This is a genomic window from Leucobacter chromiisoli (assembly GCF_016522505.1).
Lineage (GTDB): Bacteria > Actinomycetota > Actinomycetes > Actinomycetales > Microbacteriaceae > Leucobacter > Leucobacter chromiisoli.
Genome location: NZ_JAEHOH010000024.1, coordinates 29937 through 43674 on the forward strand (window position 1 = coordinate 29937; position 13738 = coordinate 43674).

General features: G+C 60.1%; 13 protein-coding genes and 1 pseudogene. 9 read left to right on the forward strand and 5 right to left on the reverse strand.

Features of this window, described 5'->3' with window-relative positions; genetic code table 11:
* Positions 1-150 precede the first annotated feature (150 nt).
* Both JD276_RS14695 and JD276_RS14700 read right to left on the reverse strand, forming a co-directional pair.
* On the reverse strand, positions 151-435 hold the full coding sequence (locus JD276_RS14695) for a hypothetical protein (RefSeq protein WP_200116417.1): 285 nt from the start codon (positions 433-435) through the stop codon (positions 151-153).
* A 21-nt stretch (positions 436-456) separates the two neighbouring features.
* The gene (locus JD276_RS14700; RefSeq protein ID WP_200116418.1) at positions 457-1032 is read right to left on the reverse strand and encodes a hypothetical protein; all 576 of its coding nucleotides are present in this window, start codon (positions 1030-1032) and stop codon (positions 457-459) included.
* Positions 1033-1556: 524 nt separating this feature from the next.
* Here JD276_RS14700 and JD276_RS14705 point away from each other — a divergent pair.
* The 7 genes from JD276_RS14705 (at position 1557) to JD276_RS16470 (ending at position 9777) form a co-directional block, all read left to right on the forward strand.
* Positions 1557-1892: a sulfate permease gene (locus JD276_RS14705; RefSeq protein ID WP_200116419.1), complete on the forward strand. Its 336-nt coding sequence runs from the start codon at positions 1557-1559 to the stop codon at positions 1890-1892.
* Between the two features lie 56 nt (positions 1893-1948).
* On the forward strand, positions 1949-3130 hold the full coding sequence (locus JD276_RS14710; RefSeq protein ID WP_200116420.1) for a tyrosine-type recombinase/integrase: 1182 nt from the start codon (positions 1949-1951) through the stop codon (positions 3128-3130).
* Positions 3131-3244: 114 nt separating this feature from the next.
* Positions 3245-3436, forward strand: coding sequence for a helix-turn-helix domain-containing protein (locus JD276_RS14715; protein ID WP_200116431.1), 192 nt, complete (start codon positions 3245-3247; stop codon positions 3434-3436).
* Entirely contained in the window at positions 3433-4797 is a 1365-nt protein-coding gene (locus JD276_RS14720) for a TRM11 family methyltransferase (protein ID WP_200116421.1), read from the forward strand. The genes JD276_RS14715 and JD276_RS14720 overlap by 4 nt, the downstream gene beginning before the upstream one ends.
* Positions 4797-7361, forward strand: a complete 2565-nt coding sequence (locus JD276_RS14725; RefSeq protein WP_200116422.1) for a sensor histidine kinase — start codon at positions 4797-4799, stop codon at positions 7359-7361. The genes JD276_RS14720 and JD276_RS14725 overlap by 1 nt, the downstream gene beginning before the upstream one ends.
* A gap of 73 nt (positions 7362-7434) precedes the next feature.
* The gene (locus JD276_RS14730; RefSeq protein ID WP_200116423.1) at positions 7435-9231 is read left to right on the forward strand and encodes a hypothetical protein; all 1797 of its coding nucleotides are present in this window, start codon (positions 7435-7437) and stop codon (positions 9229-9231) included.
* 87 nt (positions 9232-9318) lie between these two features.
* Positions 9319-9777, forward strand: coding sequence for a hypothetical protein (locus JD276_RS16470; protein WP_504739343.1), 459 nt, complete (start codon positions 9319-9321; stop codon positions 9775-9777).
* 246 nt (positions 9778-10023) lie between these two features.
* On the opposite strand, the gene JD276_RS14740 is transcribed toward JD276_RS16470, so the two are convergent.
* The 3 genes and pseudogenes from JD276_RS14740 to JD276_RS16420 form a co-directional block, all read right to left on the reverse strand.
* Positions 10024-10545 carry an integrase core domain-containing protein gene (locus JD276_RS14740; RefSeq protein WP_200116425.1) on the reverse strand — a complete coding sequence of 174 codons (522 nt, stop codon included), beginning with the start codon at positions 10543-10545 and terminating at the stop codon, positions 10024-10026.
* Positions 10529-11695: pseudogene (locus JD276_RS14745) on the reverse strand (IS3 family transposase); the annotation flags it as partial. The pseudogene JD276_RS14745 and the gene JD276_RS14740, both read right to left, overlap by 17 nt.
* 69 nt (positions 11696-11764) lie before the next feature.
* Entirely contained in the window at positions 11765-11881 is a 117-nt protein-coding gene (locus tag JD276_RS16420; protein WP_200116426.1) for a sigma factor-like helix-turn-helix DNA-binding protein, read from the reverse strand.
* A gap of 285 nt (positions 11882-12166) precedes the next feature.
* On the opposite strand from JD276_RS16420, the gene JD276_RS14755 reads away from it, so the two are divergent.
* Both JD276_RS14755 and JD276_RS14760 read left to right on the forward strand, forming a co-directional pair.
* A complete protein-coding gene (locus JD276_RS14755; protein ID WP_200116427.1) occupies positions 12167-12406 on the forward strand; it encodes a helix-turn-helix domain-containing protein in 240 nt (79 codons plus the stop codon).
* A 4-nt stretch (positions 12407-12410) separates the two neighbouring features.
* On the forward strand, positions 12411-13592 hold the full coding sequence (locus tag JD276_RS14760; RefSeq protein ID WP_200116428.1) for a tyrosine-type recombinase/integrase: 1182 nt from the start codon (positions 12411-12413) through the stop codon (positions 13590-13592).
* Positions 13593-13738 lie beyond the last annotated feature (146 nt).

The following is a 13738-nucleotide window of genomic DNA, read 5'->3' on the forward strand; positions in this document are numbered from 1 at the left end:
GAATGCGACCAGCATGATGACAGAGAGACGTAGTGTGCGCGGCCAACTGTCGAGCGCCGAGCGCACTGTCTTCCACCCGGCGTCGCTGAACCTGGGTCTGATCATCCGTACCACCTCCTTCTGGTTTCGCATGTGCCTTGCCGCCTTCTCCTACTTGCTCTTCTTCCGCTGTTTGGTGGGCTTCATTCGAACCTTCGGCGCAGCCGCCTTCTTGCGCTCGCGCGCCTGGGCTTCTTTCTGCGCGGTCTTCTGCCGTGCCGCCCGGGCCGTATAGCTGAACTCGCCGGTCAGGGAGTAGTAGGTCCTTACGGTCTTGCCCGTGGGGGAAAGAGGAGCTTTGACGGTCTCCTCTCGTGACATCAAGAGTCCGCGGTCTCTGAGCTCACTTACGCCGGTCTGTACTGATCTGGCTTTCAGGCCGTACCAGTCGTCCATGCGGTTGTAGGTGAACCAGCACTAATCCTGGTAGCTGGTTTCTTTCGCCACGACGAGCAGCACCGCGAGAGCAGGCAGGGACAGCTTCGCGAAGAGCTCCTGTGTCCAAAACTCATCGGGCAGAACGAAGTAGGTGTTCCAGCGGTCCTTCCGTCCGCCTGGAGCGGTATAGGCCTCTGCACCGTCTTCTCGTCGAGGAACGACGCGAACCAGACGGTCGTCACGCTTCCGCTCTTCGATCAGCCCGAGTTCCTCGAGTCTCTTCCACGATCGGGACAGGGTGGAGGGTGACCACGTGACGCCGTCTTTCGAGGTCAGCGCGCGAATCCAGGTCGCAGCCGCTAGTGGCTCCTGGTTCTCCTCGAGCCAGTTCCAGCAGGACACCAGCAGCAGGTACAGCAGCAGTTCCCGGTGGCGACGCCCCGTCACCATCCGTGCGAGTGTGCTCGCGCGAGATTGCCCCTCCTCGGGAAGCTGCACGAGGATATGCCGGAACTGGGCATACCCACGTCCCGAGAGCTTGGTCATGTACTCCCGAGTTTCGGCAGGTGTGGCCGCATCCGACTTACCACCTGATGCGGGCGTTGTGCTGGTCATGGCTCCATGAAATCACAACTGGCACCCGCAACCATTTCAGTCAGTATCCGGCCGATTGTCAGTTCGTGCGAGGTTATGCGACACCACCTTGCGACACTTCTCTGCGACATCAAGATGCAATGCCCTGCAATACCCGCTAGTAGCCGATCGGCAGGCACGGCTCGATCGACGCACAGGGGGAGGGCTGTCGATCAGGATCTCGCTCCGCTTCCTTTTCACGTCTGCTCTCGGCGTGTTGAGTCCACAGACCGACCGCTCGGTCCCGATGTCACTACTGAGCGCAAGAGCTCGCAACACCTACCGGATCGATGGGGTCAGACGTAGAATCGGGAACAGGCAGGAAGAACCACGCGCCGAACCCGTCGTTAGCGGGCGAAGCAGACCGCTCGCCACCACGCGGGCACTCACCACACAGGTCCAGCCGCACCGACATAGCTCCCGTGTGAAAGTGAGTCCCCGCCATGATGCTCTTCCATCGACTCTGGGACGACAGCATCCGCACCGGTAGATTCCTGCGCCGCTGGATGCCCACGAACATCCTCCTCGACAAGATCCGCACCCGCCGAGGCCTGAAATGGGGCATCCTCGCAATGCTCATCCTCGGCGGCGGATACATCTTCGCGGCCGCGATGTGCGTCACCCTTGTTCGGCACGACTGGCACGAAAGCCTCTACCTGTTGTTCGCCCTGTTGCTCTGGAACGGGTTCAAGTTCCTCTGGATCGGCCCGACCAGCCTCGCCCTCTTCACCAGGGAGCGCCTCCGCGAACGACGTGCTTCGGCCTCCGTGCAGCGAGTAGGGAACTCGGCGACGAGTGGATCTTCTCCAGACTTGAAGGATGCATCCTTCACAACTCGATAAAGTCAGCAAAGCTACCTCGCTACGCCACCACGTCCCGAGCGTGGAGGTGGCATCTCGTGGCTAGACCTCGCACCCCGATCGGCACCTTCGGCGTCATCGCGACCTCTCGCACCGCCCAGAATCGATACGTCGTCCGCACGAGATACCGCGACTGGGACGGCAAGAGCCGCCACGTCCAAGTCACCGCGGACACCCGCGCTGAAGCCGAACGCGCCCTGAAGAAGAAGCTCGCCGAGCGAGACCTCTTCCAACCAGGCTTCTCCGGCATGACCGCAGACAGCCCGTTCCCCGCACTCGTCTCCTACTGGTTGGAAGACATGGAGCTAGAGGATCGACTCTCCCGAACCACCCGGCTCCTGTATGAGCGGAACATGCGAACCCTCGTCCTCCCGTTCTTCAAGGACGTCACGCTCAGGGAGATCGGGGTCGCGCGCTGCGACTACTTCCTCAAGCAGCTCGCGAAGCAGAGCTACAACCGTGCCCGACAAGCGCGTGTCGTCCTGCGCCTCGCCCTCGCTCTCGCGGTCCGGCATGAGATCCTGCCGCGCAATCCGATGGATCACGTCTCGCGCCTCCGCCGTCCAGCGCGAACCCCGGACGTCTACTCGTGGGAAGAGATCGCAGCAATCCGGTCCGGTATCAGGACGTGGGAGCAGCGGGAGGTCACGGCCGGCCCTCGACCCGATGGGCAACTCGGTCAGATTGTGGAGGTGCTCCTCGGCACCTCTGCTCGTATCGGTGAGGTGCTCGCGATCCGTCTCGGGGATCTTGATCTCGACGCGCCGATCCCTGCAGTGCGGATCTGCGGCACGATCATCAGCAGGAAGGCGGAGCCCACTCATCGGCAGGACCATCCGAAGACAGCCCGCTCGGTGCGTCGAGTCGCCCTTCCGGGCTTCGCGCTCCGCGCAGTCCGGGCAAGGCTGGAACGGATCCGGTTCACCCACCCGGACGCACTGCTGTTCTCGACCCGTATCGGTACCCCGCACACGACGAACAACGTCCGGAGGCAGCTCCGCGACGTCATGGATCGAGCAGGTGTCCCCGACGTCACGCCGCATCGGTTCCGCCGCACCGCGGCCACCGCGATCAACGAGATCGGGGGGCTCCAGCTCGCATCCGAGCTGCTTGGGCACAGCGATCCCGCGATCACGCGAGAACACTACATACGCCGCAACGAGACCGTGAACCCAGCGACTGCTGGGTACCTGGAGCAGGCGTTCGGGCAGGCAGGATGAATGGGTACATCCTGCCTGCCGATCAACGACGGGGCCGCGACCCCATTCGTATCGCCGGTGGGGGTGGTTGACGTTAAGCTGGCCATACACCCCAAACCTGGAGCTTACGAGAAGATGTCGGACGAAAAGACGGTACTTACCGCTGAGGAAGCTGCTGCGCTCCTGCGCGTGAGTAGTAAGACTGTGCTTTCGCTGGCACGCTCCGGAGCTCTGCCCGGCGAGAAGGTCGGTCGGGCCTGGAGGTTCCTACGCAAGGATGTCCTGGCGTATGTCGGCGGAACACTTGAGCGTGGGGTGCGTCGATGAACTCATTGGCGACGCTTCCCGCCGACGACCTATCTCAACGGCTTGAGGAACGGCTGAACAGTCACGTAGATGACGACCCGGATTTTTGGTCGTTCAATGAACTGCGGAGTCGTTCAGGGAATCATGCTCTTTTTCAGTATCCAGCCATGATGGTGCCCGAGCTCCAAGGCGTTCTTCTTGACGACCTGACTGCTGTCGACCCGAACGTTTCGCTCGTTTATGATCCCTTCGCGGGCTCTGGAACTGTGATGCTCGAGAGCCTCTACCGAAACCTAGATTTTCACGGCAGTGACATTAATCCGCTCGCCATCTTGCTCTGCCAGGTCAAGGCAACACCGCCTAGCTTCGAGGATCTCAAAGCTGCTACCTCTGAAGTTGTAGCGGATGCAGAAACTCTGACCAACCTACCTGCACATGAATTCCCCGGGGTTGAGAAATGGTTCAAGCCGGAAATCCGTCTAGGACTGACACAGCTTCGCACCGCGATCCAGAAGACCGGGGACATCACCACCCGTCGTTTCCTCTGGATCTGCATGGCAGAGACCATCAGGCTTGTATCGAACTCTCGAATCTCGACTTTCAAGCTGCACGTCTACCCTCCTGACGAGGTTCAACGCCGTGGAAGCGACGCACTCAAAGCATTCGAGTCCGTCGCGCTTCAGAATGCAGATCGACTCAAGCTTCACTGGAGTCGTATGGCAGACGCGTCAGCATCCCAAAGAACTCCAACTGCGCTACTGCTCCCCGGGTCCGTCGTAAACCGTTGGGTTGCACCGAGGCAGGCCGACGCGCTTATGACCTCGCCGCCTTACGGGGACAACAAGACCACTGTTCCTTATGGGCAGCACAGCTATCTTCCCTTGTGTTGGATTGACACAGACGACATTCCTGGCGGATTCGATCGGTCTCTGCTTGAGAGTACGTCGAAGATTGACAGCGTTAGTCTCGGCGGATCGATCAAGGATGCAGAAAAGTCCCGTGCTGATCTAGTTGCCCATTCAGACGCGCTTGGTAGCTTCTTGGGTCTCATCGATGATGCGCCGCCTCTGCGAAAGAAGGTGCTGTCGTTTGTTCGAGATTATCGAGATGCATTGCAATCTCTGCGACCTCGACTGCGGGACGGCGCTTTTTGCTTCTTCACCTTAGGTGAGCGTCGCGTCGGAGGGCAGACCTTTCCGCTCGTCGACATCACCAAGGACTTGCTCGTCGCAAACGGGCACGAAATGGTCACTACGATCGAGCGGATTCTCCCGGGCTCTCGGAAGCGCATGGCTGCCAAGAACCGGCAGGGAACAACAATGGCTCAGGAGTGGATCGTGGTCACGCGTTCCCGGGCCGCAAAGCCGGGAGGTTCGTCGTAATGCCCCAGGGGACGGACGACGGCCAGCAGGAACAAACTGTAATGCACTTCGAAGTGCACCCATCAGTTCTATTCAAGCTCGGTGAGGATCTCATCACGGATGATGCTCAGGCACTAGTCGAGCTCATCAAGAACTCATATGATGCCGACGCGAAGGTTGTCCGTGTCGACATCGACACCGAAGGCTGGTATTCCCGGCAGACAGGTGAGCCTGTAGAGGAACCGAACAAACCGGATCCTGAAGTCGTCAGGGGGCGGCTTTCCGTGACGGACGACGGCACCGGCATGTCGCTCGAAGCCATCCGGTCCGGGTGGCTCACGGTTTCCTACAGCAAAAAACGTGAGATGAAGGCGTCTGGCCAGCAGACACCAGGAAAGCGCACCCCTTTGGGAGACAAAGGCCTGGGGCGCCTCGGCGTGCAACGCCTTGGCGCATTGGTCGTACTCACCAGCGTCCCACTCGATTCCGACGAGGAGCAAGCTCAGAACAAGGTCGGTACACTCCGCAACAGCGTCATCATTGACTGGTCGCAGTTTGCCGCCGCGGGAACTCTGCGTGCAGTCTCGCTAGACGTCACAACGTCCACCATTGAGGCGACGAAGACCGGAACAACCGTAAGTGTCCTCGGCCTTCATAACATGGGCTACTGGGAAGGGCGAGGAGAACTCGATCTCCAAAAAGAGCTGACCTCGATCCTGTCACCGTACGAGAGTGCCGCCGGTATCCGCTTCTTCATCAAGGTCAACGGCACCGAGATCGATATGAGGAGTGAAGCAAGGAGAGTTCTCGACGCGGCTCCTACCACTTTCAGGTTCACCTATGCGGACCGCATCCTCGAAGTGACAAGCTCCACATCGCATTCGATCTTGCGCGGCAGGAATCCAGAGGAACGCGCTGCATACAATCAGCTGATAGTTCCCGACGGAGGGTTTCGCTTCGTTGAATGGCTTCTGAGTAAGCACCCGTCTCGCGCAGCAGAGCTTGGTGCTGAGAGCGGTGATGATCGATACTTCTTGCGGTTCAAGAAGCAGGTGTCACTCGACGATGCCGTCAGCGTGAAAGTCTCATACAGCGACCCTGGGCGATTTTCGGGAGAGATTAGCTCTCTTAGCTTTGACCAGAACGATGAATCTGCGTTTGATAAAGCTTCCGACCTGCGGGAATTCGCAGAAGGCATCGTCGGTATACGCGTATTCCGCGACGGGTTCGGCATTCGGCTCGGTGAGGACTGGCTGGGCCTTTCTAAGCAGCAGACGACGGGAAGCTCCTGGTATGGCCTCAGACCGCAGAACTCGGCTGGGTATGTGAATCTGACTGCCGCTGAGAATGCTTCCCTCGAAGAAACCTCTAGTCGTGAGTCGTTCCGCGAAACGTCCGCCTGGCAAGGATTCTTTGGGTTGATGCAGCAGATAGTTGCGTTCGCACGAATCAGCCAAGAGTTTGTTCGGCGTAACTGGGTGATTTACCGACGCGAGAATCTCAGCCCCACTCAGCTCGATGAGACCGCAACGCCTGCTGAGATCACAAGACACATCAACAGTCAGCTACGTGAAGCGAACTCTGCGAGCATCCGTTCCAGAGAGGCCCGCGAGAAACTCAAGTCGCTTGATAAGACGGTTTCCGAGCTGAAGTCGTCCAAGGAAGACTCGTCTCGAGCGATCTGGACCGACCCCGCACTTCAGGCGGCCATCGATGCGGCCGCTAGTGATATCCGGGCAGTCGAAGCCGAACTCTCTACGCTCCTTGACGAGCTCGACCGGGTATTCAAAGTTGTCGTGGAGATTCGAGGCTCTGCGGATCTGCTCCAGGAGAAGATCAACGTAACCGAAGAACGAATCGGGCGCGCTTGGGAATCTGTTGCACTTGGCCTCAGTGCCGAGCTGCTCGCCCACGAGGTGGATCACATTGCCGAGCGTCTCCGCGGTCGCAGTCATCAGAATCTCGACTACCTCAAGAAACAAGTGCCGGCGGATGCAAGGTCACTCGCTTTTGCCGAGCATGTCAGGTCTTCATCGGCGGAGCTTCTGCGCCAAGTGTCCCGATTGAATCCTGCCCTGAGGTTCCGGCGAGACAGGAAGACTAGCTCCAAGATCTCCACGCTGCTGGCTACTGCTATTGAATACCACCGGGTACGTCTCGAAGTTGACAACATAAACGTCAGCGCCGTGATCGAGAAGGACTTCGACGTGATAATCAATGAAGGCAAGTTCTCTCAGATTATCGACAACCTGGTTCTTAACAGCGAGTACTGGATCCGTCGCCATCTACAGCAAGGGAGGATCGACGAAGGCAAGATCGTCCTGACGATCGACAGCCCCCGACTCATGGTCCGCGACAATGGTCCGGGAATCCCACCGGCCGTGCAGGACTCACTCTTTGACGCCTTCGTTACGACGAAGCCAGAGGAGCAAGGGCGGGGTCTCGGGCTGTTCGTGGTCACTCAACTCCTTGATTCAGAGGGCGCCTCTATCCGTCTCGGCGATCATAAGAACGAGTCGGGTCGTCCGGACACATTCGAACTCGACCTGCGGGGGATGATGCCCCCGGCTAACACGCATGGTTGATCACGGTACGCCACGGACTGCAGACGCCGCAGCACGGATGGCAGAACTACTAGCGGCTCTCTCAATCGAGACCGTGATTAGCGTCGATGATTCACATGCCCTCGGCTCGGCTGAAGGAAGCGCGGCGGAGGTAACAGAAGAGGTCGTCTCTTCGCCAGACCTACTTACTGTCGTCCTCGAGTCGCTAAGCGGCGTGGATCAGATGCTCGGATTCGAGTACGTAGACCCCGAGAACGAGTCCGCGGTCAACGATTTTCTCACTGAAAACTGGAGCTCCTTGACCAGGGAGACTCAGACCGAGTTGCTTACCGCTGCGCGGACACGACGCAGAGATCGAGAGGCCGAGCTCGGTGATGCCGACACAGTTACTGACTTGACCGCCCCAAAGCGCTTGGAAGACATCGTCGGCGAAAGCGCCAAGTTTGTTCAGGTGTCGTTGGCCGAGTGGAGATCTAACTGGTCAACCTTGGTGCAAGGCCCCGGCCAGGTTCTGGTTCTGATCGACCGTAGCTTCATCAACGAAGAAGGCGGGAACGAAACGACTGGTGAAGAGCTCCTCCGTGACCTTCTTCAGCAGGGGCTCGATCACGTCCGAGCGGGATTGCTCACCTTCACCGCTACAACAGAGGACGACGAGATTCGGATTACGCGTGAGCTGCGTGAGAAGCACCAAGCGCACGCCGACAAGATCGTGGCGATCGGCAAGTTTCGCCTAACAGAACCTGCTGAGTTCCCTGCGGCGATCCGGATGCTGCTCCTGGTCGCCGAGATCACCGCCTACCGCGAACTCGCAAAGACCGCATTTCAACAGGCCCACAGCGCGGTAGAAACGCATCTAGACGCTCTGCATGACTACACCCTGATAGGTGCCATCGCCGCGGCTCAGCAAGAAGGAACCTTCGAACTAGAGCACCCGCTTCGGCTCGCTCAGCAGGTCTATCAACAGGAGCTAGCGAACGCGGTGCGAAATAGCGAGATCTCTTCTCGGGTACTTCCTCGTTTCCGGGAAGGTTCGGTTGGCGTGTTTGTGAATGCGAGTGCGGCCGGGGAACAGATCCGAGAAGTACTGCGCGCGGACGTCTTCGTGCCAGGAACATACATCAATACTCTGGGGCTTCCTGTTGAGATTGGCGATGTCTTTCGAGTTGAGTCGGTCTATCCGGACAGCAAGACGAGAACGAAGGGTGACCCGCGATACTACGTTCTCTTGGCGCAGGCATGCGATATGTCAATTAGAAGCAATGGTGAGCGTTCGAACAATCTGGTAGACGTTCTGTTGCAGAGGTTGGAGACGATCGATGAGGAAGAACTACAGCAGGTTTTGCGGCAGCAACCAGTAGATACCCGGCGGCTCCAGCGTTTGATGAAGAAGCGTGAGCGGATGCATGTTCTAGGAGAGCTCGAAGAAACCAGCAACCAGAAGTGGGGTGTCAACTTTGCTCAGTCGATCGTCGTGCCCACCATTGCGATCGATGCGACTGTATTTCAGGCAGATGGATCCGCTCTGATCGAACCGGACTCTGATGAGCCCCGCCCAATGGCTTCCGGGTGGTTGAAGCGTCACGACCTCATCAAGAAGGCTGCACGGAGGATGGTCGCGGATTACGAAAAGGCCGAGCAAGCGGTTAAGAAGGTTAGTGGGAAGGAAGAACTCCTGCTGCGCTTAGGTGCTTCCCTTGCGACTGCAACTCTTGATCAGAATCGCGGAGTTACCGCTGTCATAGATTCCTCTGTCGGGACGGTGCGCTACGGGCTTCAACGCGTTAGCCGTATCCGGTCGGATATTGCCGTGAATATCGCCTCTCTCGCATCTAGCTATAACTCAAGGCCTGCTTTTGATGCGGCGCCTGTCACCGATTCCATCGGTTGACCTGTAATTTCGAGAGGCTGAGGGTTTGAAGAAGCAGAGACTGGTGTTGATGCTTTGACTGGCAAGGGGCGCCGACTGCTGGTTGCTGTGCTTTTGAACCCGCCGAAGGGTGGAGGGGAACGCACGATAGCGCATTTGCAAGTTGTAAGGGAATGCTTGAACTGCGATGTGGTGCAGATTGTGAATCTCTACCCCCATGCGACCAAGGATTTGGCTGGCCTGGGGCGGGTAGCCGGTGACACGAAGGACTGGATTGAGCAACGTCGCGTGATTTCAACGGCCCTTCGGCAAGCAGACGAAGTACTGCTTGGCTGGGGCGTGAGCCTGCCGACGGGTCCTGCGCGTGCGCGGATGATCGCACAGATTAGCTGGGCCGTTGACCAACTTCAATCGCTGGGAGTTGTGCCCTGGGTGGTCGGAGACGGCCCGAGGCATCCGTCGCGTTGGCACCAGTACGTTAGCGATCGTCACGGTCGCACGTCCGGGGGCTCGCTAGCCGAGCGTATTCGGGACAGCGTGGTTCAATTAAAGCTACCGTTGGTTTGATGAGGCGAAGCATGGAGCCTCCGGCCTCCAACTGACATCGGGACAAAACCGGGACCAGAATCATGCAATCGATGCAACCCTCGACATGAAATGGCCTGGTTTGACGGGCAGAGACACCCGGAAGATCAACGAATCGGCTCAAGCGGGATACCTGGGGGTCAAGGGGTCGCAGGTTCAAATCCTGTCAGCCCGACCGTTGTGATGTCTCAGGACATCACGGACAGGTGAACCCACGGAAACGTGGGTTCACCTGTTTTTGCTTTGGTAGTCCTTCCGGGTATCGATCGTGAACTCGGCGAGGACTTCCCCGGTGTGGGTGATCACGGTCGCGGCATGGTTGTGGACCAGGCAGATGATCTCGGTGCGGGCATGGGGTTGGCCGACGCCGAGGTGGCGCAGTTTCCCGGCGTAGCGGAGCGTGATGGATCCTGCCGCGTCGACGATGTCGTATCTCACCTGCCACACCCCGGGATCCTCCGGGGTTGCGGGTGCGGCTTTCGGGATCAGCTCGTACGCGAAGCCGGGAGTCTTCCGGCCGAGTGCGCGGTGGGGTCGGTCCTGGTTGTAGAACTGCCGGAACTGGTCAAGGGTCTCCTGCAACTCCGTCATGGTGCGGGTGGGGTGGTGGGCGAGGTACTTCTTCAGGGTTTGCCAGAACCGTTCGATCTTGCCTTGCGTGGTCGGTTTGTAGGGGCGCCCGTTCTTCTGCGTGCGGGCCTGCTGAGGGTTTAGTTGAGTCCGGGGTTTGTACCGCCAGACTGACGGCATCCATCATTATGATCTCGAACTCGACCGGTGTGAGCTTTCCCAGCCGGCGCTGACGACGTTTCCGGTGATACTTCCCCTCGATCCACGACACGATCGCGAGCCGCAGCTCTTGCCGGGTAGCCCACGACTTCCGATCGAGCACGTTCTTCTGCAACAGGCTGATGAAACCCTCCATCGCCGCGTTATCCCCGCACGCACCCACACGCCCCATCGACCCCGCAGACCATGCACCTTGAGAGCGCGTGGAAGCTCCGGGATCGAAACTGGCTCCCGCGATCCGAATGCACGATCGCTCCTGCAGGATTCCCGCGCTGCAACACGGCATTCTCCAGCGCGCGAACCGCAAGAGAAGCCTTCATTCGCTTGTCGATTGCGTACCCCACAATCCGGTTCGAGCACATGTCCTTGAACGCGCACAAGTAGAGCTTGCCCTCACCGGTCCAGTGCACGGTGATATCGACCAGCCACTTCTCGTTGAGTTGCTCGGCAGCGAACTCGCGCTGCACCAGATCATCTCCAACGGGAGCACCTGCACGTTGGTACCGGCGCTTGCGCTTTGAGATCATGGACTGCAGGCCCGCGGCTTTGCACAGCCGCCACACCCGCCGCTCGCTGATCTCATACCCGAGGTCGTGGAGATCATCAGCAAGGACCCGGTACCCGCCCTCGGGATCATCGGCATGGAGACCGCGGAGCACACTGATGAGATGTGCCTCCTTGATCTCGCGCGCGGATCGGGGTCGGCGCAACCAGCGGTAGTAACCCTGCTGACTGAACCCGAGGACCCGGCACGTCACCGCGACCGGCACCCTGACCCGGGTGCCGGCCTTGGCAAGCTCTTGGACGAGCGGGTAGATCATTTTGGGGGCGTGATATGCACCTGCGACAGATACGCCGCCGCACGACGCAGGACCTCGTTCTCCATCTCGAGTTCCCGGATGCGTTTCAACGCGGCGGACATCTCGCGCCGCTCATCGGGATCCGTTGGCGGGGTGATCCCGTGGGACTGGAACCTCTCATCACGTACCCACGCTTGGATCGCTGATCTGGAGATCCCGAGGTCTCTCGCGACTTGTTTCTGCGCGACCCCTGGTTCCACGAGCGCGACCGCATCACGTTTGAACTCGTCGCTGTAGTTCTTGATGGGCATGGCACTTATCCTTCCAGCACCGCGTAACAAGCGATGCAGTCAAGGACTCAACCAAACCCTCAGCAGACCCTAGCGCTTGTGGAGTTGATGGATCCAGGATCTTGAGATTCCGTAGGTGCGTGCGGCTTCGCGGTAGGACAGGCCTTGGTGCGTGATCGCGGTGATGATGAGTTGGTTGCGGTGCACTGTCCATGATGTCGTGAGACATCAAGTGGTTCGGTGGTGAGGTGTCCGGGATGTCGTGAGACATGCGTCCGGTATGTGCTGAAACCACACACTGTCAGCCCGACCGAGAGGTCCCGGAAACTCAAGGGTTTCCGGGACTTTTTCTGTAGGTGGATGTGATCCGGTCATCGAAAACCCATCACTTTGACGCCCTCACGGCCGTCTGGGGACGCCGCGCTCCGGCAGGGGAGCGACCGTGCCGGTTGCTCCCGGTTCGTGGGTGGGAGCAGGACGCACCTGTTCGGCATGGACACCGAACACAGCCCGACCGGCAACCCCTGGGGCCTGGAGCCGCTGCTCGATGTCGGCGAGCTCGCTGCCTATCTGGGTGTGCCCGTCTCCACCGTCTACGACTGGCGCACCCGCGGCCTCGGTCCGCGAGCGTATCGCTTCGGGAAGCATCTGAAGTTCGCGCTCTCCGACGTGCGGATCTGGATCGAGCAGCAACGCGACCCCGAGCCGCCAGCACCGGCGGACGGGCGGTGACCCGATGAGCCGCCAGCGCCTGACCATCGGCACCTTCGGGGAGATCGGCCACCTCGCGAGCCCCAGCGGGCGGGTCGTCGCGCGCGCCCGCTACCGCGACTGGGACGGCAAGACTCGGCTCGTCCAAGCCACCGGTGATACGCGGAAGTCCGCGGAGCGGGCGTTGAAGGCGAAACTCGCCAACCGGAGCCTGTTCCAGCCGTCGTCCTCGGCGCTCACCCCGGACAGCTCCTTCCCGGACCTGGTCGCGTACTGGCTCGAGGACCTCGAGCTCGAAGACCGGCTCTCCAAGCGAACCCTGCAGCTGTACGAGCGGAACATGCAGACCCTCGTCATGCCCGCCTTCGGGAACCTGACCCTGCGGGAGATCGGCGTCGCCCGCTGCGACCACTTCCTCAAACAGCTCGCGAAGCAGAGCTACAACCGCGCCAAGCAGGCCCGCGTCGTGCTCCGACTCGCACTCGGCCTCGCCGTCAGACATGAGGTGCTGCCGCGCAACCCGATGGACCACGTCTCTCGGTTGCACCGGCCGGCATCGACCCCCAACGCGCTGACACCGGCGGAGGTGAACGCGATCCGTGCTGCGATCGCGTTCTGGGAGGCCGGACGCTCGATCTCCGGGCCGAAGCCCGACGGACAGCTCGGCGCGATCGTCGAGGTCATGCTCGGCACCTCCGCCCGCATCGGCGAGGTCCTCGCCATCCGACGCCGCGACATCGACGTCACCAGCCCGACCCCATCCATCCGGATCACCGGCACGATCGTCAGCCACCGCGGCGAGCCGACCATACGACAGGACCACCCGAAGACAGCGAAGTCCAGGCGTACGGTCGCGATCCCGTCGTTCACCGCAGAAGCTGTGAGGCGCCGCATGACACGGCTGGAAGACTCGTCGCTCGACGCCCTGCTGTTCTGCAGCCGCGAGGGAACGCCGCTGACGACGAACAACGTGCGCCGCCAGCTCCGACATGTGCTCGACCTGGTGGGAATCACCGGGATCACGCCGCACATGTTCCGCCGCACGGTCGTGACCGCGATCAACGAGCAGGGCGGCGTCGAACTCGCTGCCGAACTGCTCGGCCACACGGACCCGAAGATCACGATCCAGCACTACATCCGCCGCAACGAGATGGTGAACCCCGCGACCGCCGAGATGTTGGATCGTGTCTTCTCAAAGGAAGAATGAGGAATGCTCTCCACCGCGGGGGACTGTCTGATTAACGGTGGATCTGGTCGGGCCTGACCGAAAGGAAGGGCGATGACCGATGTCATCGAGATGATCGATCCTGTGACGGGAGAGATCTTGGATGAGCAGCAGCTCGCGGAGCAGTT

What these genes read in the sequence shown, in the direction of transcription:
- JD276_RS14740 (WP_200116425.1), bottom strand. Translation starts at nt 10,545, where the DNA reads ATGCCGTCAGTCTGGCGGTACAAACCCCGGACTCAACTAAACCCTCAG.
- JD276_RS14755 (WP_200116427.1), top strand. Translation starts at nt 12,167, where the DNA reads ATGGACACCGAACACAGCCCGACCGGCAACCCCTGGGGCCTGGAGCCG.
- JD276_RS14720 (WP_200116421.1), top strand. Translation starts at nt 3,433, where the DNA reads ATGAACTCATTGGCGACGCTTCCCGCCGACGACCTATCTCAACGGCTT.
- JD276_RS14700 (WP_200116418.1), bottom strand. Translation starts at nt 1,032, where the DNA reads ATGACCAGCACAACGCCCGCATCAGGTGGTAAGTCGGATGCGGCCACA.
- JD276_RS14695 (WP_200116417.1), bottom strand. Translation starts at nt 435, where the DNA reads ATGGACGACTGGTACGGCCTGAAAGCCAGATCAGTACAGACCGGCGTA.
- JD276_RS14705 (WP_200116419.1), top strand. Translation starts at nt 1,557, where the DNA reads ATGCCCACGAACATCCTCCTCGACAAGATCCGCACCCGCCGAGGCCTG.
- JD276_RS14715 (WP_200116431.1), top strand. Translation starts at nt 3,245, where the DNA reads ATGTCGGACGAAAAGACGGTACTTACCGCTGAGGAAGCTGCTGCGCTC.
- JD276_RS14725 (WP_200116422.1), top strand. Translation starts at nt 4,797, where the DNA reads ATGCCCCAGGGGACGGACGACGGCCAGCAGGAACAAACTGTAATGCAC.
- JD276_RS14760 (WP_200116428.1), top strand. Translation starts at nt 12,411, where the DNA reads ATGAGCCGCCAGCGCCTGACCATCGGCACCTTCGGGGAGATCGGCCAC.